This window comes from Shewanella sp. BJSY2023SW005, from assembly GCF_047314585.1.
Classification (GTDB): Bacteria; Pseudomonadota; Gammaproteobacteria; order Enterobacterales; family Shewanellaceae; genus Shewanella; species Shewanella algae.
Genome location: NZ_JBKORJ010000012.1, coordinates 27,236 through 53,022, shown reverse-complemented (window position 1 = coordinate 53,022; position 25,787 = coordinate 27,236). Strand labels below are relative to the sequence as shown.

At 54.8% G+C, this 25,787-nt stretch carries 20 protein-coding genes; 11 read left to right on the top strand and 9 right to left on the bottom strand.

Annotation, left to right across the window (positions count from 1 at the left end):
* Positions 1-99 precede the first annotated feature (99 nt).
* On the top strand, positions 100-1,968 hold the full coding sequence (locus ACMHXI_RS01670; protein WP_044734824.1) for a methyl-accepting chemotaxis protein: 1,869 nt from the start codon (positions 100-102) through the stop codon (positions 1,966-1,968).
* 64 nt (positions 1,969-2,032) lie between these two features.
* On the top strand, positions 2,033-3,226 hold the full coding sequence (locus ACMHXI_RS01665) for a porin (RefSeq protein WP_107353386.1): 1,194 nt from the start codon (positions 2,033-2,035) through the stop codon (positions 3,224-3,226).
* A 302-nt stretch (positions 3,227-3,528) separates the two neighbouring features.
* Here the strand turns inward: ACMHXI_RS01665 and ACMHXI_RS01660 are convergent, their stop codons facing one another.
* Positions 3,529-8,478, bottom strand: coding sequence for a S8 family serine peptidase (locus tag ACMHXI_RS01660; RefSeq protein ID WP_208184910.1), 4,950 nt, complete (start codon positions 8,476-8,478; stop codon positions 3,529-3,531).
* A gap of 188 nt (positions 8,479-8,666) precedes the next feature.
* Between ACMHXI_RS01660 and ACMHXI_RS01655 the strand changes: the two genes are divergently transcribed.
* Positions 8,667-9,605, top strand: a complete 939-nt coding sequence (locus ACMHXI_RS01655; protein ID WP_413733838.1) for a substrate-binding periplasmic protein — start codon at positions 8,667-8,669, stop codon at positions 9,603-9,605.
* Here ACMHXI_RS01655 and ACMHXI_RS01650 read toward each other — a convergent pair.
* Positions 9,523-10,566: an alkene reductase gene (locus ACMHXI_RS01650; protein WP_144133683.1), complete on the bottom strand. Its 1,044-nt coding sequence runs from the start codon at positions 10,564-10,566 to the stop codon at positions 9,523-9,525. The genes ACMHXI_RS01655 and ACMHXI_RS01650 overlap by 83 nt on opposite strands.
* Positions 10,567-10,749: 183 nt before the next feature.
* On the opposite strand from ACMHXI_RS01650, the gene ACMHXI_RS01645 reads away from it, so the two are divergent.
* Positions 10,750-11,331 (top strand): TetR/AcrR family transcriptional regulator, encoded by a 582-nt coding sequence (locus tag ACMHXI_RS01645; protein WP_144133682.1) that lies wholly within the window; start codon positions 10,750-10,752, stop codon positions 11,329-11,331.
* 46 nt (positions 11,332-11,377) lie between these two features.
* Here the strand turns inward: ACMHXI_RS01645 and ACMHXI_RS01640 are convergent, their stop codons facing one another.
* Complete coding sequence (locus tag ACMHXI_RS01640) at positions 11,378-12,952, bottom strand: methyl-accepting chemotaxis protein (protein ID WP_413733835.1); 1,575 nt, start codon at positions 12,950-12,952, stop codon at positions 11,378-11,380.
* A gap of 262 nt (positions 12,953-13,214) precedes the next feature.
* On the opposite strand from ACMHXI_RS01640, the gene ACMHXI_RS01635 reads away from it, so the two are divergent.
* The gene (locus ACMHXI_RS01635) at positions 13,215-13,937 is read left to right on the top strand and encodes a YebC/PmpR family DNA-binding transcriptional regulator (protein WP_101056645.1); all 723 of its coding nucleotides are present in this window, start codon (positions 13,215-13,217) and stop codon (positions 13,935-13,937) included.
* A 75-nt stretch (positions 13,938-14,012) separates the two neighbouring features.
* On the opposite strand, the gene hpf is transcribed toward ACMHXI_RS01635, so the two are convergent.
* A complete protein-coding gene (hpf, locus tag ACMHXI_RS01630; protein ID WP_039033763.1) occupies positions 14,013-14,369 on the bottom strand; it encodes a ribosome hibernation-promoting factor, HPF/YfiA family in 357 nt (118 codons plus the stop codon).
* 339 nt (positions 14,370-14,708) lie between these two features.
* On the opposite strand from hpf, the gene ACMHXI_RS01625 reads away from it, so the two are divergent.
* The 3 genes from ACMHXI_RS01625 to ACMHXI_RS01615 are packed head-to-tail and all read left to right on the top strand — an operon-like array spanning position 14,709 to position 16,940.
* Positions 14,709-15,011, top strand: a complete 303-nt coding sequence (locus ACMHXI_RS01625; RefSeq protein WP_025010929.1) for a DUF3649 domain-containing protein — start codon at positions 14,709-14,711, stop codon at positions 15,009-15,011.
* A 1-nt stretch (position 15,012) separates the two neighbouring features.
* Entirely contained in the window at positions 15,013-16,620 is a 1,608-nt protein-coding gene (locus ACMHXI_RS01620) for a PepSY-associated TM helix domain-containing protein (RefSeq protein WP_208184911.1), read from the top strand.
* Positions 16,617-16,940, top strand: coding sequence for a DUF3325 domain-containing protein (locus ACMHXI_RS01615; RefSeq protein WP_044734831.1), 324 nt, complete (start codon positions 16,617-16,619; stop codon positions 16,938-16,940). Before ACMHXI_RS01620 ends, ACMHXI_RS01615 begins: the two co-directional genes overlap by 4 nt.
* Positions 16,941-17,022: 82 nt before the next feature.
* On the opposite strand, the gene ACMHXI_RS01610 is transcribed toward ACMHXI_RS01615, so the two are convergent.
* A complete protein-coding gene (locus ACMHXI_RS01610; RefSeq protein ID WP_243891921.1) occupies positions 17,023-18,597 on the bottom strand; it encodes a S8 family serine peptidase in 1,575 nt (524 codons plus the stop codon).
* Positions 18,598-18,924: 327 nt separating this feature from the next.
* On the opposite strand from ACMHXI_RS01610, the gene ACMHXI_RS01605 reads away from it, so the two are divergent.
* Positions 18,925-19,368: an OsmC family protein gene (locus tag ACMHXI_RS01605; protein WP_028781544.1), complete on the top strand. Its 444-nt coding sequence runs from the start codon at positions 18,925-18,927 to the stop codon at positions 19,366-19,368.
* A gap of 101 nt (positions 19,369-19,469) precedes the next feature.
* Here the strand turns inward: ACMHXI_RS01605 and ACMHXI_RS01600 are convergent, their stop codons facing one another.
* Both ACMHXI_RS01600 and ACMHXI_RS01595 read right to left on the bottom strand, forming a co-directional pair.
* Positions 19,470-22,736, bottom strand: a complete 3,267-nt coding sequence (locus ACMHXI_RS01600) for a S41 family peptidase (protein ID WP_101059786.1) — start codon at positions 22,734-22,736, stop codon at positions 19,470-19,472.
* 134 nt (positions 22,737-22,870) lie between these two features.
* Positions 22,871-23,185 (bottom strand): monooxygenase, encoded by a 315-nt coding sequence (locus ACMHXI_RS01595; protein ID WP_025010933.1) that lies wholly within the window; start codon positions 23,183-23,185, stop codon positions 22,871-22,873.
* A gap of 206 nt (positions 23,186-23,391) precedes the next feature.
* On the opposite strand from ACMHXI_RS01595, the gene ACMHXI_RS01590 reads away from it, so the two are divergent.
* Positions 23,392-23,730 (top strand): winged helix-turn-helix transcriptional regulator, encoded by a 339-nt coding sequence (locus ACMHXI_RS01590; RefSeq protein WP_208184913.1) that lies wholly within the window; start codon positions 23,392-23,394, stop codon positions 23,728-23,730.
* A complete protein-coding gene (locus ACMHXI_RS01585) occupies positions 23,727-24,191 on the top strand; it encodes a DUF2809 domain-containing protein (RefSeq protein ID WP_045282624.1) in 465 nt (154 codons plus the stop codon). The genes ACMHXI_RS01590 and ACMHXI_RS01585 overlap by 4 nt, the downstream gene beginning before the upstream one ends.
* On the opposite strand, the gene ACMHXI_RS01580 is transcribed toward ACMHXI_RS01585, so the two are convergent.
* Both ACMHXI_RS01580 and ACMHXI_RS01575 read right to left on the bottom strand, forming a co-directional pair.
* Positions 24,130-24,963, bottom strand: a complete 834-nt coding sequence (locus tag ACMHXI_RS01580) for a substrate-binding periplasmic protein (protein WP_157824673.1) — start codon at positions 24,961-24,963, stop codon at positions 24,130-24,132. The genes ACMHXI_RS01585 and ACMHXI_RS01580 overlap by 62 nt on opposite strands.
* A gap of 271 nt (positions 24,964-25,234) precedes the next feature.
* Entirely contained in the window at positions 25,235-25,705 is a 471-nt protein-coding gene (locus tag ACMHXI_RS01575; protein WP_025010937.1) for a cupin domain-containing protein, read from the bottom strand.
* Between the last annotated feature and the right edge of the window lie 82 nt (positions 25,706-25,787).

Sequence of the window (25,787 nt, the reverse complement as noted above, 5' to 3'; positions counted from 1 at the left end):
GTTAAACAAATGTACTAGATTGTCCCGGTCGCAATGGCCGCTGGGTAGATTTATGTCTATATATTTATGGGATACGTCAACATTATCAGAGGATAAACAATGAAGTTCAGCCATAAGATTGTCGCCGCCTCCTCTGCATTGCTTTTGGTAACAGTTGCACTGCTTTCCACCAAGCAATACTTTGCGGTACAGGAACAGATGCAGGCTCAGGTAGGAGCCAGCGTGACCGAAATCATGGATGGACTCAAAAACACGGTTTCTTCTGAGCTGGACTCGCGCAAGAAACTGGCCGCTTATTCAACCAGTATGTTGGAAACCGATCTTTCGCCCGCACACATCCGCGATGTGATCACCCGTCCAGTAATAAAAAACAGCTTCCTTCTGGTCGGCTTCGGTTATGAAAGCGATGGCTCGAATATCAACAACAATCCCGCCTGGGATCCCGGAGCCGGTTGGGACCCCAGGGTGCGCCCCTGGTACAAGGACGCCAAACAAGCCGACGCTTTGATTATCACAGCGCCCTATGCCGACTCGGCGTCAGGGGAAATCCTGGTTTCCATCGCCACTCCAGTCAAAGACAGCGGCCGTTTTATCGGCGCCATTTTTTATGATGTCAGCCTAGTCGGCTTGGCCGAGTTGGTCAATCAAGTCAAACTCTTCAATGCTGGCTATGTGTTTATCGTCTCGGGCGATGGCACCACCATAGCCCACCCCAAGTCAGAGCTGAACGGCAAACCCATGAGCAACTTCCTGCCCAAGGTGTCGTTAAGTGAAGATCCGCAGCAGGTAATGCTGGACGGTAAACCTTATACCCTGGATTTTGCCAAGGTCAGTGGTGAGAACTGGTACGTCGGCGCCCTACTGGATGAAGATATCGCCTATGCCGCCGTCAGCGAACTGCGCAACAGCTCTGTCCTGTACGCCATTATCGCCGTCATAGTCAGCATCACACTGCTGCTGATGCTGATCAAGACCCTGATGCGGCCTCTGGAAACCCTCAATAAGGCGATTCAAGATGTCGCCTCGGGCGAAGGGGATCTGACCCAGAGGCTGGATACGGACACTGACGCCGAATTCTCGGCACTGGCATCTGGCTTCAACAGCTTTACCGCCAGTCTGCAACAGCTCATCACCCAGTCCAAGGCCATAGGGCAGCAGATATTGCAGAGTTCTGAAATGACCTCGGCCGAGCTGCAGCAATCCACAGACGCCATGAAATCCCAGTTGCATGAGCTGGAACAGTTGGCCACCGCCATGCACGAAATGGCCACCACCTCGTCGGATGTTGCCCGTAATGCCCAGGGCGCCGCTACCGCAGCCAAAGACGCCGATAGCGCCACCAGTGTAGGCACTCAGGTGGTCAGCGCCACTACAGATGCAATCAATGCCCTGTCAGAGCGGATTGATATGGCAGTGCAAGAGGTCAAAGAGCTGGAAACCGCCACCAGCAATATCGCGACGATTCTGAGTGTTATCAATGATATTGCCGATCAAACCAATCTGCTTGCACTCAACGCCGCCATTGAGGCCGCCAGAGCCGGTGATTCGGGCCGAGGTTTTGCCGTGGTGGCTGATGAAGTGCGCACTCTGGCACAGCGCACCCAGGAATCCACCACAGAAATTCGCGCCATGATAGAGCAGTTGCAGGCCGGATCCCGCGCCGTGGCCGACGTGATGAATCAGAGTAAGGACACCACCCAGGAAGCCGTTACCAAGGCAGAAGGTGCCAATGAGGCGCTGAACCGTATCCGCGATGCCATTCAGCAAATCACCGATATGAATCTGCAAATCGCCTCGGCCGCCGAAGAGCAGAGCCTGGTGGCCGAAGAGATCAATAACAACACGGTCAGGATCAAGGATCTGTCGGTGCAGGTATCGGATTCGGCGACTCAGGCCAACTCAGCCATGCATACCCAAACCGAACAGGTACGGCAGCAGGACGCCATACTCAACAAGTTTATTGTCTGAAACCGCCAGTGCGCCCAGGTACCAAGCCCGGGCGCACCGTATCCACAGCTACCGGAGAGTCGATATGAAAGGCAAACTCCTGATATTGAGCGCCTGTCTGCTGCCGCTGCTGGCGAATGCCGAAGACAGCAGCCAAGAGCAACGCATCAAGGCATTGGAACAAAGAGTCATGGAACTGGAGCAGCTACTGCAAGCCCAGCTGCAACAATCCGGCACTCACTCGCCAATGATGGCCCAAGACACAAGCCAAACCTCAGCATCGTCGCAACAAGCCAGCAAGCCTGAGCCTGCCGCCAGTCAAACGATGCAGGATAAGTCTCCTTCTATGACCTCCTCCCTTGGCGCTAGCCAATTCACTCTGTACGGCTCGCTGCGCCCAACACTGGAATACAGGGATCGCGGCAAAGATCAGTGGGACATAGGCGATGCGCTGTCGCGAATTGGAGTCAAGGCAGAAACCGAGTTTCTTCCCGGCTGGCGTGCTCTGGCGCAAGGGGAATGGAAAATCCGTATCGATGATAATGGCCGCTTCGGTGAGGCGAGACTGGCGTTTGCCGGAGTCGACTCGCCATACGGCAAGCTGACTCTGGGGCGGCAACGCCCGGTGCAATATACCCTGGTGGCGGAATACACTGACATTTTCAACAATGCCAACAGCCCCTTTGGCTACAATCAGGAAAGCCCCTTCTTTGTCGACAACGCTTTAATTTATCAAGTTAACATTGAGCTTTTCACCCTGATGGCTTCGGCAGTATTTGATGACAGTGAATACAATAGCGGCGCCGATATCATCAACCTGGGGGCGGGATTCGATTGGCAGCAGTTGCATCTGGGGCTGACCTGGCTGGCCCAGGATAAATATGCAGGCGATATCAAGCAGGGTGACGAGCAAGTGTGGGGCGCGGTAGCAGCCTATACCTGGCACAACGGCATCTATGCCGCCGCCAGTTACCAACGCAAGGAGTATGACTTTGTCAGTGCTAACAATCGAGATGGCGATACCTTTGATGGCGCGCTGGCACTGCCGCTTGGCAAGGACTACAAACTCAAGCTGGGTTACTTCTGGTTCAAAGATGGCATAGAAGATTTCAGCAGCCTGGACTATGACGGTTACAACCTGACACTGGAATGGCAGCCGCTGAATAATGTACGTTTGCACCTTGAATATCTGGCGCAAAACTATGACAACCGAGAGGATGAGTCGATAGTGGCTGCCGGTATCCGCTATGACTTCGATCTCAATTGGCGTCTTCCTTAGGGAAGGTGCCAATAAGTCCTCGTGGCCTTCTCTTTTGTAGAGAGAGGCTTACACAACAATTGGTGTTCAAGGCTGCTGACTGAAGGCATGCCGGGGCCTGTCGAAGTCAATCTGTATCAATCGTGATGATTAGCCCTGTAAATAACTACTTTGAATGAACCCTGGCAATAAAAATCCCCGCTGATGCAACCTGCGGGGATTTTTTTATCTGCTTTGTCAGCAGTTTTTGGCAGCTGGCCCAAGTAAGAACCCAGACTCAGGTTTGGCTTTGGATCTAGCTTTGGCTTTTGTTTAGCTCAGCCTCAGCGCTTGCGCCGCAACAAGCCAAGAGACAAGAGCGCCAGCAGACTCCAGCCGAGCGAACCACCCGAGTCTGGCTCCTCCAGCGGCGGCTCTGGAGGACTCACAGGGTCAACCCCGTCGGACTCCACCTTCAGCATAAAGCTGGTGCTAGCGGCATCGCCACTGTTGAGGCTATCACGTACAGTTACCGTGACCTGGGTTTCACCGTGGAAATCTGCCTCGGGGATCAAGTTGAAGCTGTCACCATCAATCTCGGCGCTGATGTGTTCACCACTGATCTCCAACAGATTCGGCACCTTATCGGCATCGACATAGGTCACGGCAATACCGTCTATACGGCCATTTTCGGCAACACTCATGTCACTGAGTGGCGCCAGCTGGATATTGCCTTTAACCGCAATCTGATGGCTCAAAGTGCCCGGCTCGCCGCCTTCGAGATCGTAATTAAGCGTTATGGCAAGCGCCTTCCCGGTAGCGCCGGGTTGAATCGCCGCCTTGAAGCTCAGCTCGACCCGGCTCTGCTCAGGCCCTGTGTAATCAAAGCAGATCACCAGATCGTCCTTAAGCAAGGTATCCAGGTTATCGAAGCCCAGCATCTCATAAAGATAGCCATTCTTCGGCCCCGCGCCGCTGGACCAAGTACTGTCAAAGCCTTCGACAAACACAGCCCCGTCGGCCACATCGGCCCCCAGGTTCTGGTAGGCATAGATGATCTCGTACATGCCGGGATGATCGTCGATACCGCTGCGCAGTATGGTCTGGAAGTCAAACTCCTGGCCTGTCTGGCGGTCGGTAACATTATCAAACTCGAGGAACAACAAGTCCCCCAAATCCGGACGCTCTTCCTTGTACTGAGTGGCTATGGTCAAGCCCCAAGGCTCTTCCCAATGGCGGCGGTACTTCATCTCAAAACTGCCACGCCAGAAGGGGGCCAGCGCCTCGTAGAGGAAACCAGGGCCGCGGTGCGCGCCCATATACCAGTAGGCAGTGTTAAACTGCAACGCGCCCACAGTATGCATCCGCATATAACCGGCATTGGCCTGGTTGTACACCTTGAACTCGGCGCCCTCTTTATAGAACAGCCAATCGATAGGCACATCGACACTGGCTTGAGAGTCGCCGGCCAACCAGTCGGCGTTGGGCTGCATGCCAAACTCGCCGAAGAGATCTATGTAGCCACCGGTAGAGTACTCATCAATCATAGGCGTGCGACACATGGCATCGTTGAGGTTGGTACTGACCTTGTATTGCCGCTCCACCAATCGAGTGCTGGGCTGCTGGCCTGTCAGCGTCAGGCCGCTTTCATCGGCAACAATCGCTTCGGCAACCGCAGGATTATTGCTCTTGATGGTCGCCGGTGCCAAACGCATGCCTTCGGGTAACTTGAGCTGCAACTCATAGTTACGATCGCGGGATTCCAGGTTGGCCGCCAGTTTAACGGTAACATCCACCACATCTTCGCTCAGCGCCTTGTCCTGACTGACTGACCAGCTTACGGCATCCTCGCCGCGGCGGATATTGAGGGCACTGAAACCGAAAGAACCTTCAGCGCCGGGGCCGGCACCGAGATCCATACCGCCATAGAAGACATCCCCTTGCTTGGCATCGGGAATATTCCAGTTGAGGGTCAACTGATAGTCACCATTGCCATCATGCGACGCCGGACCATCCAGGCTCAACATACCGAAATCGTCATCGGCCATGATCACCGCATGGCCGGTCACAGCTTCCACTTCCCCCTTGCCATAGGCCATGGCGGTGGCAAACCAATAGGTACCAGGGGCCGGGTTTTCCAGACTACAGAGGTTGTGCTCGGCTTGGCTGGAAGAGAAACACACCAGCTCGGCATCGTATTCTGCCTTGAGCGCCCTGTCATCCTGCTCCATCTCCTCTTGCGAAGGGATAAAGCCGTTATTGCCGTTGGCATCCCGCCCCAGGATCACAAAGGGGAACACCCCTGAATAACGGGGGTTCATCTCCTCAAGCGTGCTGGTGCGCTTGGCGCTCTGCACTTCCACCACCAAACGCTTGGCGCCTTCGGGAACCGTGACGGTTTGAATATCCCAGCCCTTCTCTATGTATTCCAGATCAAGGAATGGCGCCACGGCTTCCAGGGTGGCAGTTTTTAGCTCAGGCTGCACCGGGCCGTAGAAACGAGGCGTCAGTTGAGCATAGGCCGAGGTATTCATCTTCAGGGTTTCACTGCCCTGAGCCCGGCTGATCTCCAGGTCCATGGATACCGGCATCTGATCAGCCTTACTGGCCACGACTACCGGCATATGCAACTCAGGGGAAGTGCCTGACGCTTCAGTGAGTCTGAGCTCACCGTTGAAGAAGGCGTCCTTGTTTTGTACCTGCTGCCAAGGCGCTCCCGGCTCACCCGGATTGACGTTGGACTCAATCAACGGTGGCACTTTGGCCTTGATCACCAGAGTCTGACTTTCGCCCTTGGCCAGGGTAAAGTTCTCGGGAGAAACACTGAGCTCAAAGCCCTGCTCCTTACCCAAAGCCTCGGCACTCCAACTGCCGTCGCGGGTGGCAGTAACTGTGCGCATCCAGCTGCAACTTTGCTCACAGGCCATTTCCACCATGGAAGGCAAGTTGAGCCAATTGACTATCCCGCCGTTCTCCGGATTGGCATTGCGGTAATTTTCTATGGTCTCATCCATCACCAGGCCGGTATCGGCCGCGCGGGCAACATTGATGGCACCGGCGCCGGCCATAAAGTGATAGAAAGGCTCCAGCAACTCATAACCTGTGTTGAGATACACAGGCCCGGCTGTCATCATCAGCGCCGACTGCACTTCGGCAGGGGTCCACTCGGGATGCAGCTGCATCAGCAGTGTCATGGCACCTGTCACATGAGGCGCCGCCATTGAGGTGCCGCTCATAAAGGTCCAGTCGGAGGCATCCGGCGCGCCGGTAAAGGGTTGATCATCGGCGTTGGCAGCGTAAATCTGTACCCCGGGAGCGCTGAGATCCGGCACCAAGGTGTTGTTGGTGCGGCTCGGGCCCATTGAGCTGAAAGGCGCCAGGTTATTGGCCAGGGCATCATCAAACAGATACTCGTTGCTGAAGTCCGAGATAGTCGCTATGGCCGTGCCGGGATCACTGTATCTGACCCAGTTTTTCAGCTTGTATCTGTCGCTCTGCTTTACCTGGATCCCAGGGATCACAAAGCTATCGGCCACCAGATTGTCGACCTGATAGTCCACGTTTTGCAGAATAAAACCACCGGCGCCGCCAGCCGCCACATTCTTGGCCTTGTCCACTCTGGGAATGTCACCGCGCTCACAGATGACTATCTGGTCATCGCGGAAGGTTCCGGCGGGGAAAGGTGCGTTACAGGAAGCGGCGTTGAAATCATCGCTGGGGTCAGGGTCGGCATAGTTTTCAGCCAGCACCACTTCGCCGGTAATGCCGCCGGAGAAGCTCTTGCCCACAATAGGCTCAGACGGGCGATAGCGTTCGTTACCGCCGAAATTGTCGATATGCTTGTTACCGGCTTCCAGCACCCTGTCGTGGGTGGTGGCGCCAACTGTCGTCACCCAGGGAGAGCTGTGATCCGCACTCCAATAAGCACCGGCATTGCCGGCGGCGACAGCCACAGAAATCCCCGCCTCACGGGCGGCCAGAAACGCCAGCTCCATGGGGTCGGCCCAGGGCAAAGATTCGGCACCACCGATGGAGAAGTTTATCGCATCGACCCCGTCGGCAATGGCATCTTCAAAGGCCGCCAGAATCGCCGACTCGGGACAACCGGCATAGGGATCACCACCGTTGCCGGGCCAACACACCTGGTAAGAGATGATATGAGCCCGCGGCGCGACACCGCTGGTAGCCGGGAAGTTAAAGGGCACATTGACCCCATCACTGGTGGCATCACCGGTTGCAGCCTGCAAAGGCGTATTGTCCAGATGGTTACCTGCTACTGTGCTGGCAGTGTGGGAGCCATGGCCGTTATAGTCCTCACCATTGGCCGGGCGCAACATGACAGGTGTGCCCCAGGGGTTGGCCCGAAATTCCGGCGCCCCGTAAACATCTGTGATCTCGGGGTAGGAATGTACCCCCACCAGTTTGTTGTTACACAACTCAGGGCTGTCGACACAATCACCGGTAAACTTGTTGCTGCCGAGCGGGTTCAAACGCACATAGTCTTGATCCTCGGCAAAGGCAGGGTGATCTGTGTTAACCCCGGTATCTATGATCCCGACCAACATGCCCTCGCCCTTGGCGGCCAGGCCTGTACTCGGGTCCTGGCCGAGCCAGATCCGATCGGCGCCGATAAACTCAGGCCCTCTGTCGGTACGCAGTTGGAAAATGCGGTTGGGGGTTATCCGCTTGACGCCGCTCTGGCGGGCAAGAATTTTGGCATCTTCCTGAGTCATCTCCACCACCATGGCATTACTGGCAATGGTGAAGCGCTGTTTCAACTGCAGATTGGCACCGGCCTGACGGGCGCGGTTTACGAAACTGTCCTGACGCTTTTCCAGGAAACGGCTGTAAGCCCTGGCATCAGTCGTATTGACACTGACCCGACCTTTGGCGATCAGCGAGCGATTTTTCGGTGCCTTGGTGGCCGCCAGCCCGGAAATACTGCCGTCGTAGGTTGCCAGAGGTTCTTCGTTAAGCTGCACTATATAGCTCTGAACGCCGCTGACAGATGGATCCGGCTGAAATATCTGTTCCGGCGTCCGCTGGCGCAATAGCTGGTTGAGCACACCCGGCTGACCGGCATAGATGTCGCCTTCAAGGCTCGCCTTACGAGCCTTGTCTGCCGCCAACACCTGTTCTTTGGTAAAACTCGGCTGATAGAAATTGCCTTTGCCCACGGGTTGCATCTGAACCTGGGCGGTGGCGCTCATCATGCCCCCGAAATAGAGCGCGGTCAGACTGGCCAGCGCCGTCTGCCGGAACCGCGTTCCAAGCTGATTATTTGTTATAGTCATAGGTCCTCTTTAAGACTCTTGCTTTCAATTACGCAGAAAATCTGCACTACAGATATAACAAACAAAAACAAACAACTTCGTAGCATTTAGTAACCTTGCAATTACATGCGGATTTATGGGATGCTGATGAAACCTGCAACTTTCTTTCGCCGCTTTTGGATTACAAGCCTCTGATATGAAGGTTAAATATGAAACTGACTTGGGTAATTGCTCTGTTGTTTCTACTACAGCCATGGCCGACCAGCGCCAACTGTAATCCAGCAGCCCCTTTAACTTCTGAACCGGCATTGCAGCTGCATCTAACACTGACCAATGATCCCTGGCCCCCTTTTATTGAGGCCGATGGCAAAGCCGGTTTGGCACTGGAAATAGTTCAGAGCGCGCTGGCGGTTCACTGTTATCGCTTGCAGGTGGAGTTAAAGCCCTGGGCCAGGGCACTGAGATCGGTTAAAGAGGCCAAAACCGATCTGCTGCTGGCCACCTGGCATACACCGGAGCGAGAGCAAGTGCTGCTGTTTTCCGAGCCCTATCTGCAAAATCGCCAGCGTTTCATCAAGCGCAGTGGTGATCCCTTTGAATACACAGATCTCGACAGCCTCAAGGGGAAAAGAATCGGCGTGGTACGCGGATACAGCTATCAAACCGGTTTTCGCGCCGCGAGCGATTTTATTCGCGTGCCCAACAACAGTCTGGAGTCCAATCTGAAGATGTTGGCAGTGGGTCGTCTGGATTTGACTCTGGAGGATGAGATTGTCGCCACAGATACATTCTGGCGTCTGCAACAGGAAGATAGCTTCGACTTTACCGGTCCGCCATTGGATATCCGCAACCTGCACCTGAGCACCAGTCGCCTTCATCCCCATGGCGCTAAGTTGATAGCCGAGTTCAATCAAGGGCTGGAGACAATCAAAAAAAACGGCGAGTATGCCAAAATACTCGCCAAATATGGGGCAATTCTACAAGGACGCCAGGCACCGCCAATACTGCATCTCGATGGCGCCATGGCTAAGCGGGTTAAGGGGGCTCTGGTCGGGATGCCCTGTTTCAGTCGAGAGTGGCCAGCATCTCATCCGAGTAATCCTGCAGGCTCTCGCCGCTGCGAACCTTGGCGATATAGTCAGGGTTAGCAATAAAGGGGCGGCCTATGGCGACCAGATCAAAACGCCCGGCAGCAATCGCATCGGCAGCCGTTTCCGGGCTGTAACCACCCACACCCACCAGATTTCCCTGGTAGTGGCGGCGCATGTAGTCCGATACCCGGCCATCAAGGAAGTCAAAGCGCATGCTGTCGTCAAACATGCCCTCATGCAGATAGGCCAATCGGCGGCAGCCAAGCTCGGCGAGCAGATAATCGAACACCTGGCGGTCACGGGGATCGGCACTCATATTGAAGTATGCCCCGGGTGACAAACGCAGCGCCGTGCGATCTGCACCTATGGCGGCTATGGTGGCATCCACCACTTCCAGGGCAAAGCGGCTCATATTTTCAGGCGTTTGACCGTACTCATCTTCACGTCGGTTGCTGTCGTAATGCAGGAACTGATCGATGAGATAACCGTTGGCACCGTGGATCTCCACACCATCGAAACCGGCCTCAATTGCGTTTTCTGCCGCCTTGGCGTAATCACGCACCAGTTCAGCAATCTCGGCCTTGCTGGCCGCCTTTGGAGTTTGGTAGCTCAGCTCGCGCATTCTCGGCACTGTACCTTCAACGCCCACGGCTGATGGTGCCAACACATGTTCACCATTAAAGAAGTGCGGATGCGCGACCCTGCCTGTGTGCCACAGCTGGGCAAAAATCTTACCGCCCTTTTCATGCACGGCATCTGTCACCCGGCGCCAACCGGCAATCTGAGCCTGGGTGAAGAGCCCAGGAGTGTTGGGATAGCCCTGCCCATCCGGGCGAATGATGGTGGCTTCACTGATGATCAGCCCAGCCTCGGCGCGGCGGGCGTAGTAAGCCAACATGGCATCGGTCGGCACCAAATCGGCATCGGCCATACAACGGGTGAGCGGCGCCATCATAAAGCGGTTATTGAGTGTGATGCTGTCATTGAGACGATACTGTTCAAACAAGTTCTGGTACATGGTTCCTGCCCTTGGCGAGTTAACGGCTCAGTCACTGGCATTCGCCTTATTCAGAGCCTGAGGAGCTGAGCCCCTATTTGAATGTTCGTTCAAGATAAAGGTTGTTGAATGATCATTCAAGACTTTTTTGAACAAATATTCAAATTGCAGTAAACTCGGCGCATCAAAGTGGGAAATCATCTTATGAGAAACGCCGAATTCGATCGCGAGAAAGTGCTGCGCAGCGCCATGAATGCCTTTATGGCCAAGGGTTACAGCAAGACGAGTATGCAGGATCTGACCCGGGCAACCGGCTTGCATCCGGGGTCTATCTATTGTGCCTTCGACAATAAGCACGGGCTGTTTCTGGCGGCGATTGACCAGTACCATGCCGATCGCGAGCAGCAGCTACAGGGCTTTTTCCCGGCCGAGGGTTCACGGCTCGAATGCCTGCGGCATTATCTGGACAACATAGTCAGCGAGTGCCTCAGCTGTGATTCCAGCCAGGCCTGCCTTTTGGTCAAAGCCTTGAGCGAAGTGGGTGAGCAAGATCTGGCTGTACAACAGAGAGTGAGCCAACATCTACAGCAATGGCAAACGGCGTTGCAGCAGATACTACAGCAGGCCCAGGTGCAAGGTGAACTGGCCGCCGATAAAGATCCGGCGCAGCTGACCCGGTTTCTGATGATGGGTATTTATGGCCTGCGCACTTATGCCCACACTCACCCGAGCGCCGATGAACTCAGTGCCCTGGCCACAGAGCTGTTTGAGCACCTGAGTCTCTGAGCCGGCCGCAAGCTTTGAGCGCCCAAGGCGCCTCCGCACTGCAGCATCACTGGGCCTTGAAGCCTATCCGAAAGCCACCCCAGTGTTTGCCCTTAACATAAATGGGCACAGAGAGATCGTGCATCACCTCACCCGTGTCACGCTTGTAGGTCTGCAGCAGCACCGGCTCTGTGTGCTGGCCGCAGCGGATCCCAGTTGGGTCGTTGAACAATCTCTTGGTGCGGTTTTGCAGCATATCCCGCTCCCTATCACCGGTCAGCGGCTGGCAAAAACGCTGATTGTGAGTCGGAAAGTAGCCCTTCTTATCGACCGCACCGGCGTAAATCACCTCCCGGTGACGCTCCAGTATCGGCTCCTGCAAGGCCGGAAAGTGCTTGTCGGTAAAACCGTCAAAGGCGGTGTTGTATTTGGGTGGCTCTGTCGCTGCTATCGGCCGATATTGCGGCGAAAACAACTGCTGCTCAGTAAACTTGCCTTCCGCCAACCCTTGCTCCAACGCTTGGCCGCAAGCCTTGGCGGCCTGCTGCGCTTCTTTGAGAATAAGCTGATCGAAACTGCCGGTATCCCAATGCGAAAGCGCCCGGAACATACCCTCTGTGGTCTGCGACAGCCCAAAGGCCTGACGGGAGATCTGCTCGCTGCGATGACCTGTATCTGTCAGCGACTCGCTGATATGGGTAATGGCATTGGAAATATCCGCCGTAGTGCCGCGATATTCACGTAAAGCCGCCTCAATCTGCTCCAACGCCTGCGCCGAATCCTCGACACCCGAAGCGATACTGTCAAACCTCTGCTCCAGTGAATTCATGGCATCCACGGCGCCGGCCGTTTGGCTAACCACCTGATTCATTAGCTGTGAGGTGCCATCGGTCAGCTCTCTTATCTGGGTCAACATGGCGGCAATATTCTGGGTAGCCTCTGCGGTCTTGGCCGCCAAACTGCGCACCTCATCGGCCACCACGGCAAAGCCCCTGCCCGCCTCTCCGGCCCTGGCGGCTTCAATGGCGGCATTGAGCGCCAACAGATTGGTCTGGGCGGCAACACTGTCAATCACTTCGGTGATTTTGCCTATGGCATCGGCCTGCGCCTTGAGTTGTCCCACGCCGGAGGCGGCCTTGTCAACATCCAGGCTCAAGGCTTCAACCGCACGAAAACCACTGGCAGCATACTGACGCCCTTCCATGCTGACACTGCGCGATGCCTGTGCCTGATTGAGCACCACTTCGGCATGTTCACTCAAAGCCACGGTAGTATGACTCAGCTGATTGGCCGCCACGGCAATTTGCCCGGCTTGCTGGCCGCTGGAGTCCAGAGTGAGCTTGAGCTGGTCAACAAAGTGGGACACTTCGGCAGCGCCGATAGCAATACGACTGGCATCCCGGCCCAGTTGCTGCGCCGCCTTGTCATCACTTGCGCCCTCACTGGATGCCTGCTTGGCGCTTTGAGCCACAGGGCGGGAAGCCCAGCCCAGTGCCAATACAGGGCCAATAAGCGCAAGACACCATCCAAGCAGTGAAAGTAATAGATTGTCAGCACTTAAAGCCAGCTGAGCGCAACCCAGTGCCAGCGCCCCGAGCAGCAACCCCGCCAGCATAGGCAAAATACGGTTTTTCTCAGACATGCAGCCTCCCTTCCTATCCTTATTGTTGGTTTGTACCAAATAAGGGATCCTTGAGTTTTCAGCATAACCCAAAGCACGGCGCTCTGCCGAATTGGACATAAGTCTATAGCGAGGTAATGAGCTTCTGCGGCCGGAGACGGTAAGCATGATCAGGCGTGGCTTCACACTGCCGGCAGCCCGATGGGCCGACAGGTGCATTTAGTGCGGGAAAGCTGCTAGAATCTGCCACTCTTTTTCAACGCATTGATGAGACATTGCAAAGATGGGCAGAGCATATCAAAACCGCAAGGAATCCATGGCCAAAACGGCTGCACAGAAGACCAAGGTCTACTCCCGTTACGGGAAAGAGATCTACGTGTGTGCCAAGGGTGGCGGTGTCGATCCCGACGGTAACCTGGCACTGCGGCGCCTGATTGAGCGCGCCAAGAAAGATCAGGTACCGGCACACGTCATCGACCGGGCCATCGACAAGGCCAAAGGTGGTGGCGGTGAAGACTATGATACTGCCCGTTATGAAGGTTTCGGCCCGGGTAACTGCATGGTGATTGTCGACTGTCTGACCGACAACGGCAAGCGCACCTTCACCGAGGTTCGTCAGGCCTTTGTGAAGAATGATGCCAAGCTGGGTGGCCCAGGCACTGTGGCCCACATGTTCGATCACCAGGCAGTATTTGTCTTCCCCGGTGAAGACGATGAAGTGGTGCTCGAAGCCCTGATGATGGCCGATGTCGATGTTGCCGATGTCGAGTTGGAAGACGGCATGATCAGTGTCTACGCCCCCAACACCGAATTCTACAAGGCCAAGACGGCATTGCTGGAAGCCTTCCCCGAGGTCAACTTTGAGATGGAAGAGATCACTTTCGTACCACAGAACATGGTGGAAGTGTCCGGTGAAGATGTCGCCCTGTTCGACAAGTTTATTGCCGCGCTGGAAGACTGTGATGACGTGCAAAATGTCTATCACAACGCCGAGATCATCGAATAATCTCAAAGATTTAGAATATGAAAAAGGGACCAGATGGTCCCTTTTTCATTTCTGCATCAAAGTTAAGTCCTTGAATTAACGCAGTTCCATTTCCTGGATGATCTCGTGGGCTATTTCCGGGGTGGTCACCTCGGGCTTTTCATGAAGATCGGCTTTGAGCTGTCCCTTTCTGTGCTTGAGCGCCGCTTCCAGTTTTTTGCCTGCCTCGGCGATAGCCGGATACATGACTTCGTTCTTGCCGGAGGCCGCGACCGCCACCCCCTCGTAATTGGTTCGAATATCAACCTGATGTACGCCATGCTCTTTGGCAATAATGATGTCCAAGCCAATCAGGCTGGGAAAATGCTTGGCGATTTTGGAAAACTTCTCTTCGATATGGCTACGTACTGCTGCTGTAACTTCAACATGATGACCTGAAAGCTGAATTTTCATAGGTTTTCCTTTTTTCTGCTGATTCACTTATAGAGCTTGGGGCTTTCAGCGTAAAACACAAGGGCCAATGTTCAAATAAGTGTCTTATTCCGCTCTTATGTGGTCAAAATTAATCCAGAGTTCATCATACTCCCTGTTTAGTGCTGTTTTTATCGCCTGTAATTAGCTCGATTTAATTCAGTTCAATATTTTCAGCCCCTTCATTATCAAACCCTGGCCAACTTGATACAGGCATCATTTACAAGCAAAACACGAATGCCAATGTTTATCATTAAGCATTATTAAGATAGAATCAGCGCATCTGTTTCCCTTGGTGGTCAATGACTATCCGCAGCAATCATGAAATCTCTATCTCTGTTACAGTTTCCCAGGCGCTATCCCCAAGCCCTGACCATTATCAGCCGGGCGCTGGCATCTATTGTTGGCGGTTATCTTATCGCGTCTTTGGCCTGTGCCCTGTTGGCTGTGAGCCTGCCTATGAGCCGTATCGACAGTACAGTGAGTGCCATGATGCTGTCTTTTCTGATCTACGCCATGGTGGTTATCAGGGTATTTTGCGTCAAACGCAGTTTGCGGGCCTGGCAAGAACTCCTGCTGCTGGCAGCCGCCTTGTTTGGCATGCTGAAACTGCTGGGGGTTTGAGATGAAAGACAGTTTTTTCCGAACCATGACCTGGCTCCACACCTGGGTGGGCCTGCTGGTATGTTGGGTGCTGCTACTGGTGTTTTTTGCCGGAACCCTGAGCTACTATCGCCATGAAATCAGCCTGTGGAATCAGCCCGAGCTACACAAGGAGGTGTTCCAATCCTACGATAACACCCGCCTTGCTGAGCAATTGAGTCAGGGTGAGGATTATCTCAGGCAGAATGCGGTCAACGCCCAGCGCTGGCTGATTGAATTCCCCACAGAGCGCCACCCCATGTTGAGTTATGGCTGGCAACAGCCGCCGGAGCCGGGGCAGCGCCGCGGCGCCTTCAGTGAACATCTAGTCAAGGCCGATAATAGCGGCTATGTGACTGAAGTGCGGGAGAGCCGCGGCGGCAACTTCTTTTACCGCCTGCATTTCGATCTGCACTATATCTCTGCCATCACGGCACGCTGGATTGTCGGTTTCTGCACCATGTTTATGTTGCTGGCGATCATCTCAGGAATAGTGATCCATAAGCGCATCTTCAAGGACTTTTTCAGCTTCCGTCCCGGCAAGGGTAGCCGTTCCTGGCTCGATGCCCATAATGTCAGCTCGGTACTGGCGCTGCCGTTCCATCTGATGATCACTTATACCGGGCTTATCACCCTGATGATCATCTATATGCCTTGGGGCATATTGGTCAACTATGACAGTGACCGCCGGGAATTTATCAATGAAGCCCGTCCCGGCAGCAGCTTTACCCGCATAGCTGCCGCCAATGAAGCCGCGCCTCAATTGCCACTGGCAAGCTTCCTGCCCAAGGTGCAGCAAACCTTTGCCGAACTGCCGCTCAAGTCGGTGTCAGTGATCAACCCGGATGATGCCAACAGCCGGGTCATGGTCACTTTCAACACAGGCGAGCAGGTCACAGAACGGGAGCTGTTTATAGTGTTCAGCGGTACTGATGGCGAGCTTCTCTACAGCACAGACAATGACATCAGCGCCGCCAAGGCGACTCACGACGCCATGATGTCCTTGCACACAGCCCGTTTCTCCGGCCCCGCACTGCGGGGGCTCTTCTTCCTTCTGGGGCTGAGCGGCTGCGTGATGATAGCCAGCGGCACCTTGATGTGGGCGGTAAAGATTCGCCAGAAACAACAAAAAGCCATCAGTCAGGGCGCCAAGCCCAGCCTGGGTCTGCGCCTGGTGGAAACGCTGAACCTGATGTTTATCCTCGGTCTGCCCCTGGGTACAGTGGCCTTTTTTTATGCCAATCGCCTGCTGCCTGCCTCTTTGCCTGGCCGCAGTCAATGGGAGGTTCACAGCTTCTTTATTCTGCTGCTGATCAGCGGCTTGCTGGCTATCTGGCGCAGAGACAGAGCCATGTGGCGCGCTCAACTGGCGGCGCTGACAGCTGCACTCGCGTTCTTGCCGCTGCTGAACGCCCTGACCTCGCCAGCCAACCTGCTGAGCAACCTCGCGGCCGGTCAGTGGCAATTGGCGGGATTTGATCTGCTGGCGCTGGCCTTCGCAGCCCTTGGCTTATTTGCCTTCAAGCGTTTGGGGAGGCAGCCAATGAAACAAACGGCCAAGGCCCAAAAACTTCAGGCGGTGCGCGGATGATGATTGCACTTATTGCGTTGACTTATCTCGCCTTTGGCCTGCTGGCCATGTCCATGTTTGGTCATTTCCGTGAGGCCATGGGGCGCGCTCCCAAAACTCTGGAAAGCCGCCTGCTGTATGCGGGCGGTTGGTTGGCCCTGCTGGCAAGCTTTGTGCTTTGTGGCATGGGGTATGGCTGGGGTTATGGCAGCATACTGTTTTTCGGCCTGATGACGCTGGCTGCCCTACCTGTGGTTTTGCAGCTCAGCTATCTCGGTCGCAGTCTGCCTAAAGCGCTTATGTTGGCGCCGGTTGTTTTTGTTGTGGGTTGGTTTATCTAACCAATTTTGGCTCAAACTCTGCCATGAAAAAGCGCTGCAACTGCAGCGCTTTTTAGTGCGTATCTCAAAATAGATCCAGCAATCAGCGAGGATTTTTAGGGCTCTTACAGCCTTTGCCCTTACAACCACCAGTGTCACCGCCACCGCCGGTACCACCGCCTGAGCAACCGTTGGCGGTCAGGTAATCCACTGCATCCTTGGCCTGCACCAGACCATAACCTGTCTCATCATCACGGCCGACAGCACCGAGATCTTCGGCGGTGGCACGCAATGCCGCACGAATGTCACTGTTGCTGCACTGAGGGAAATGACTCCACACCAAGGCCGCAACCCCTGCCACATGAGGTGTCGCCATCGAAGTACCGTCGAAGTAAGCATAGTTACCCGCGCCGATATCAACGCTGGCATTGCTGCCAACTGCCGCCAACATGGCCGCACCATCAGTATCACTCACACCCACAGACGGAATGGCGGTAACCACCTCACCCAGAGTCCCGTTTAAGGCCCCCGGCTCATTGTTGTAGATAATGGCCGCAACACCACCGCCATTTTCGCAGGCGAGCACCTTGTCGGAGAAGGCGATATTACCGCGTTGAATTAAACACACTTTACCGGCGGCATCACACTGGCTCTCACCTGTGCCGCAGTCCGCCAGAGTACCGGCGGCACTACCTGTAGGTGAGCCTTCCATACCTATGGCTTCGTAACCATTGCCGGCCACTGAGGCCGCAGCCACCAACGCAGTGCCCATAGGCACGGAGGAAAGCACGCCAACACCCGGGCCTGAGAGTTCAACCTGACTGGTACGTTGTGAGAAATCCGCATGCTGCTTGTTGGCATCCACTGCGGCAACCGACACCACAGAGTTATAAGATGCCGGATAAGAGTGACGAGTATTACCGTCGTTACCGGCGGCGGCAATACTCAAAATGCCACGGCTGTCGGCGGCGGCAAAGGCACGGTCCTCGGTGCGGCTCTTCAAGCTGCCACCCAGACTCATGTTGATTACCTTGGCGCCCGCCTGCTCACACTTGTCCAGTGCGGCAACCAGGCTGGATGAATAACCCCAGCCATCGGCATTAAACACCTTGATAATGTGCAGGTTAAGATTGCCGTTGGGGTTTACACCAACCACACCAACCCCATTGTTAAGTGCGGCAATAGTCCCGGCCACATGGGTACCATGATGGTTTTCATCTGTATACCAGTTGCCGGTACCGGGGTCATTAGTGCCATCGACATTGTTGCCCGACAGATCTTCATGGGCCAATTGGTAACCTGAGTCTATGATACAGACCTTCATATTACCGGTCTGGGCGTCACTGAGTTGGTCGGCCTGTACCATGGGAATACCATAAGGCACTACCTGTGAAAGCGGGAAACGTTTCACATCCGCTTCGACATATTCCACGTTGGGATTGTTGGCCAGGCCCTTGAGAGCCTGAGCCGGGATGGAAAAGGCGGCGTTGTGGGCCGACAGATCCAGTTCCATTTTGGCGCCCATAGCCTTCATCTGCGCCATAGTGCCGGGGCCTTTCCCCTCCTTGAACTTAACGATGTAACGTTCGTTATCTGCAGCCTGTGCACCGACGCACAGCACCAGGGTAACCGCTGCCGCGAGGGGCTTGTAAAATGCCTGCCTAATGTTCTCCTGCAATTTGTCTTTGATCAGTATTTCGAACCATCTCGAAATATCATTTTTATCAACACTTGAAACATTGCGTTTACACACTCTGTTGTTATAGCGCCGCCAGACGACAGATGCAAGACTAAAGTAGGTGGAATGACCAAAGAGATAAGACCAAAGCATTAAAGTTAAAAAACACAAATATTCAATTTAAAACAATTAGTTAATAAAAAACAGCTCTTGGCTGTACTGAGAAAAATCGAGCAGGGTGGAATCGTGATGACCTGTGGCAGACAAGGGTTTGGCAAATAGGCTATAGTGGCCGCTACTTTGCAAACCGTCTCAAGGAGCATCCAATTGAGTTTTCATCTGACCGTATCCTGGCAAACCAGCCCGGCGCCCGAGGGAGAGTTCAATCGCGATCATCAAATAGACTTTGGTACAGGCCAACAACTGCTGGCATCAGCAGCCCCCGAATACAAAGGCAATGAAGCCAAGGTCAATCCGGAAGAGAGTCTGCTGGCGGCATTATCGTCCTGCCATATGCTGACCTTCCTGACCATAGCTCACTTGAAGCGCTTACCGGTAGAGAGCTACCGGGATAACGCCACCGCAGAAATCGGCAAGAAGGAGTCTGGTAAAATTGCCGTGACCCGCATGAGCCTCAACCCTGAAGTCACTTTTGCCGAAGGCACTGAGATAGATAGGGAAACACTGGAAAAGATCCACGAAAAGGCACATGCCAACTGCTTTATCGCCAACTCACTGGCGGCCGATACCGAAGTAGAAATTAATTTCTGAGCAATAAAAACGGGTGCTACCGGCCTGGGAACCACTTGGCCGATAACACCCTAACACCTGCACAGGGGATGCAAAATGCATCCCCTGTTTTTTATCACTGCTTACTTAATATCGTCCGCTTCACCCTTGGGAGGCATGGGGCGAGCATTCAATGCCGGTATGGGTTCGCGTACCAGTTCATCCTTGAGATAACTGATAGCCCGCTCGAGCTGGGCGTCTTTGCCTTTGAAGGTTGCCAGCGGCAGGTTGTCTACCTCGATATCCGGGCTGACACCTCGGCCTTCAAGCACCCAGCGACCATCGATGGCATACTGAGGGTACTCGGCAACCCGAGCCATGCCCCAATCGGTGAGGCTGTTGCGCCCCGAGAGCCAAACCCCGGCACCCGCCGTCTGTTTACCCACCAAGGGCGCCAGTCCCAGCGCCTTTATGCCGGCGGAGAAGGTTTCACCATCGGAATAGGTCAACTGATCCGTCAGTACCACCAGGTGGCCGCGGAACGTCTGTTGCATGTTGACATAAGGCGCGCCTGTTGTAGGTTGCCAGAAGGCCCATGCCTTACGCAGCAGCTTTTCAATGATCCAGCTGTCGATATTACCGCCACGATTGCGGCGCACATCGATAACCAGACCATCCTTGTCGTAGTTGGCGTAAAACTCGCGGGCAAAGCTCTCAATATCACCACTGCCCATGGCATACAGATGCAGATAACCTATCTTGCCGTCGCTGGCCTTGGCCACCTTATCGGCATTGGCATTGACCCAATCGAGATACCTGAGTTTGGCATTGTCACGGTTGCTGATAGCCTGCACTATTACCTTGTGCTGCTTGCTGCCGCGCTTGAGTCCCAAAAGCACCTGTTTGTCGGCCTGATTACGCAGCAGGGAGGTGAGCTGCGCCAGGGTAGCCAACTTACGGCCATTGATATGGGTGATGATGTCGCCATCACGGACATCGACCCCGGGGCGCGCCAGCGGTGAGGCCTGCATAGGCAATTCAGGGTCGGTGCGATAGATATGGCTGACCTTGACACCATCTTTCACCTGACTCAGACGTGCACCCAGCTCGGCGGCCTTGGGCATGTCGGGATCCTTGGCAAAGTCACCGCCGCGCACTTGAGAGTGCAGCGCATCCAGTTCACCCATCATCTGAGTGAAGATGTCATTCAGCTCATGTCTGTCGGTGAGCCGGTCCAGCAATGGCTGATATTTGGCCTTGGCGGCTTGCCAATCGACACCGCGCATCTTCTTGTCGAAAAAGGAGTCTCTGTGCATCAGCCAGGCATCTTCAAAGATCTGCTGCCACTCCTGACGCGGTTGAATGGCAAGTTGCCACTGGGATGTTTGCACCACGGCATTGCTGAGATCGCCCGGCAGTTTGTCACCCACTGGCACTATCACCATCTCTTTGGGATTGCTCTGCTTACGCAGCAATACCTTGCTCTGATCGGCCGAGAGTTGATAATCGCGCACATCATCAGCGAAGGTTTCCAACTTGGGGCTCAAAGGGTCAAACTTCACCAGCTTGAGCGCCGACTGTTTGCCTGTGATATCCCTATCGAGCAGATAGAGACCCGGGCCCAATACCTGCAGTTTCTGGTAGTTGCCCGCCTCGATGGGGACTTGCCACAGCCGCGACTTCAGGCCTTTCCAATCCACTTTCAGCTTATCGTCAGCGGCCTTTTCATCACCGGCAGCAACGCCTTGCAGCTCGTTGGGACGTTGGAATGGGAAACGGGCATCCTGACTCAATGCCAGGGCAAATATTTGGCTACGCTTGTCAAATACTGGGCCCATGTTGCGATCGCCCCAAGGCGAAGAAGGGGTGGCCTGGAACTCGCGGTTTGACAGGAAATAGAGCCACTGACCATCCGGGCTGAAACTGGGCGAGAAAGACTCGTATTTGTCGCTGGTCAGCATCTCGCCCTTGGCGGATTCCAGCGAGTAAAGCATCACTTGGCTTCGTTGGGCACCGACTTCCGAGCGAGTCAAAGCCAGGAAGCGGCTATCCGGCGACCAACGGATATCGGCATAGGGGCCAAGACCTTCGTTGTTGGTCACTATCTTCTTGTTACTGCCGTCTTTGAGATCCAGCAGCCATAAATTACCAGCATAATCATCATGTGCCAAATAACGCCCATTGGGCGACAGCTCCAGGCTCATTCTCAATGTGTTGCCATCTTGGGTCAGCTGCTTGGCGCCAGCGCTGCCATCGGCGGGATAACGCCAGATCTCCTGCTCACCGGAAGCATCCGAGATGGCATAGACCCAACGGCCGTCATGACTCATCAGTGCGTTGCGCATTCTATGCTTGCCGTCCGAGTCCAGCTCTACCAGGCGGGAACCATCTGTAGTCGCCAGCGCCACATGGCTGCGGGCAGTGATGACCACCTTGTCTCCTGCCGGGGCCAGCCTGGCACTGGTGGCAAAATCGAGCGGATCTTTAACCCAATGTTCACGCCGCTCGGGGAAGTCGGAGGCCAGACGCAGATCCAGCTTCTGCTCCTGCCCGGAAGCCAGGTCCCACATGTGAATATCGGCGCCCAGCTGGAACACTATGCGGCCGCCGTCCAGATAGGGGCTGCGCACTTCGAAATCACGATATTGAGTCAACTGTTTAAGATCTGAGCCATCGCTGGCCATAGACCAGATGTTGGCATTGCCATCGGCATCCGAGACAAAATAGACCCGCCCCTGCCACAGCATGGGATGACGCAGCGAGCCCTGATGATCTTTGCCCAGCCGCACGGCCTCTTTGTCCTGCCCCAGTTGATAACGCCACAGTTCGCCCATGGCACCGCCGCGGTACACCTTGGCATTATCCCCTGTGGTTTGAAGCCCAAAGCGGGTGAAGTAGACATACTCGCCTTGTGGGTCAACCACGCCTTCTATGGCATCAGCCAGCGGCAGATCACGGGTTGTCAGGGTATCCGGGTTTACCGAACGCAGCACCCAGTAATTCGCCGGCCCTTGGGCATTGTCTGTGGCATAGAGAATTTCGCCATTTGCGGTCCAGCCCTGCAGCCGCACCTGGCTGTTTTCGAAGCTGACGCGCTTGGCTATTCCGCCACTCATGGGGATCACATAGACTTCCTGGGCACCGTCATAGTTGGCGGTAAACGCCAGCGATTTTCCATCGGCAGAGATCTTGGCATTCAACTCTTCGGCCGGCAGGCTGGTCAACCGGGCGGCCTTATCCTGCCCGAGCTTCTGAGTCCAGATATCCCCTTCGGCAGTAAACACCAGGGTGTTGTCATGAATCGCGGGCGAACGGTAATAGCCCTGGCCCGCTTCTGCGGCGTAGGCGGCTGCACTGCCCAAAGTTCCCAATGCCAGCATACAGCAGGCCACGGAGTGACGAAGTTTCATGAATGCCTCTATCTCTGTTATTAGTCTGTTAGCGCGGTTTTGCGAGTCCAACAAGTTAGCAGAGAAAGCAGCTGGATTCAGCTGTTGCCGACGACAGAAGTTTTAGCAAATGTGTCGGCAGGCATACTGAAAAATCAAACTGATAGCGGCCAGCCGTGGGTAATTTTGCTCAAGGATTCATTCACATCGAACAGCCTTATGCGTATGTTGTGGGCGCCCATGGCCGCCACTCGTTGTGAGTGCATGCAGGCGTAAGCTTCGGCGCTGGCTTCATCTTCAAACAGATAAATGCCTCCGGCCTCGCCGCTGCGTGGGTTTTCGGTCCAGATTTTGGCAATGAAACCCGGCTCCCGGGTAATGGACTCGGCCAGAGGTTTGGCTTGCTCAGTCAGGGCATCGCCCATCATTTCGGCGGGAAATTCAAAATCGATTTGCAATAGAGTGGTCATTCAACCCTCCCCTTGGTTTACGGATTAATGTCATGGAAGATGCAAACAAGTCATAGGCCTTTAACGCCTGTCACTGTTATAGCAGCTCTCTTTCAAGAGAGCGCCATGAGGATCTTCCCGATAAAATCATAAAACTGCAGCGCGTTCGCTACAAGGAGGCACAAATTGGTGGCATAGTTACCCCAAAGTAACTTGCGCCCAGCCTTATGACACTCAATCAGCAAGCCCCTCTCTGCCCGGCCTATCAGGTTCTGCGGCTGATCTGCGGCAAATGGAAGCCCGCCATCCTGTTCTTGCTGCAACAGCAGCCACAGCGCTTCAGCTACCTAAAACGGCATCTACCCGGTGTCAGTCAAAAAGTGCTGACCGCTCAGCTAACGGAGCTGGAGCAAGACGGCGTACTTACCCGTACTCTTTACCCTGAAGTGCCACCCAGAGTCGACTATCGTCTCAGCGCGCTTGGAATGGCACTGTTGCCGCTGCTGGAGCAGATGCACCTTTTTGCCGAGCAAAACGCCGACTTGCTGACGGGAGAGCTCCAATGAAACCTGTGCCCTGGTTCGATGGTTTGAAGCGCTGGCATTTTGCCTTGGCCACGGTTTTATTGTTCGGTATTGAAGTATTGATAGCCCGCTACGCCCCGCCCGGCTTCATCCGCGGGTTTATCGGCGATCTGCTGGTAGTGATATTGATGTTTTGCGCCCTTAAAACCGTGAGCCCCTGGGCAAGTCGGCTGCTGCTTCCCTTGGTACTGGCATTTGCCTTCGCCATAGAGTTTGGCCAGGCCTTTGGCTTAGTGGATAAGCTGGGACTGGGCCATATTCGCCTGGCACGAATCGTTATCGGCAGCCACTTCGACTGGCTGGATCTGCTTGCATACAGCCTGGGTTGTTTGCTGTTACTCCCGGGTTCCATTGCGCTGTCTTTTCCGGGAAGAGCCAAGATCAAGGGGCCCGGGGATAATCCCCAAAATGAAGATCGCTCTCGACGCTCGGCGTCAGGCTGAGTCTGGCGTAGGAGATCTGCTGCCACTTACGCCGCAGCGCCGGCAGAGAGCCATCGGCCTCCAGTGCCTCAATGGCCAGATTGAAACGCTCGAGCAAGGTTTCATCAACCGAGACCTTGCTCAACATTAGATGGATCCCGTCCTGCGCCAACACAGGTTGCAGCGCCTCCAACCGCAGTTTTTCCTGCTCACCGGCAATAAAAGGCACTGAGAGGGAGTCACCCACTACTGCATCGCCCCTGTCGTAGGCCAACATCTGTACCGCCTGGGAAGCGTTGGGGCTGATGATTAACAGCGAAGCCTGACTCAAACGTTGCTTGGATGCCTGATAGTCGGCGCCATACCAGCCGTTACCGGGCAGAATAAGCCTGAGCCTTTGTGAGAATACGTCCTGCCATTGCCGCACCTGGGTGACGGCTTGGTGCCCCTGTTTGACGAAGATACGCACCTCTTCACTGCGATAAGCCAGGCTGAAGTGAGCATAAAGCTGCCGCTGTGGCAATTTGGTGGCCCCGGCAAGCAGATCAATACGGCCGGATTTCAACATCTGATGTGCCCGCTTGGCCGGTATCGCCTCTATACTCAGCGGACACCCCACCTTGCCGCTGATCAAACGGCTGGCCTCAATGTCCAGTCCCTGCGGCTGGCCAAAAGCGTCTGTCCAGGCGTAAGGAGGCCAATCATTGTAGGCCAGTGTCAGGCCTTGCTGGCACTCTTTAGCCCATGTCGGGAGGGCAAACAGCAACAACAGCAGACAACACAGACAGCGCACGCAGACCCCCTTCGGACAATCCAAGCACTTGAGTCGGTCCAAGCCTTTGAGCCGAACAGTGACGACCGTAGATACAAGTGATGACCATAGATACATAGGTTTGAGTCAGCACCTATGCAATGGGCATGTAGCACTTATGCTGCAACTCATGTTTCAAGTATAGGCGCAAGATGACAGGGAGCAGGTTGACACCTGCCCCAGGGGATTTGGCGGTTTAAAAATAGCGGTTTAAAAGTGACGGCTCAAAATAAGCTTAACCTTGTAACGCCCGCTAGCGGGTCAGGCGGTTTATCAACGCCTGATGCTCAGGGAAACGCTCAAGCAGTTCATCACGGCCGAACAGCTTGAAGTCATCGAAGGTAAAGCCAGGTGCCACCATACAACCTACCAGCGAATAGCCCGGGTTATTCATTGCCGAACCAAAAATAGTGCCTTTGGGCACCAAGACCTGTGGCCGCTCACCTTTGGCCAAGTCCATCCCGAGTTGCGCCTCGGTCAGTTCACCCTGCTCGGAGATCATATAGATGGTCAGCGACTCACCGCTGTGGAAATACCACATCTCATCGGCTGTCAGTTGATGCAGGTGGGACACTTCACCCGTCTTGAGCATAAAGTAGATGCTGGTCCACAGGTTACGGCTGTCATCAAACCGGCTGTCCGAGACGAATGAACGACCGAAATACCCGCCCTCAACATGGGGCTCAAGCTCGAGTGCCTGGATAACATCATCGGCGGTCAACATAAAAACTCCTGTTATTAAAATGAGGGCAGGCTCCCTGCCCCGTGATGGATTGAAACTGATGGGCTTCCCGATAACTCTTTTA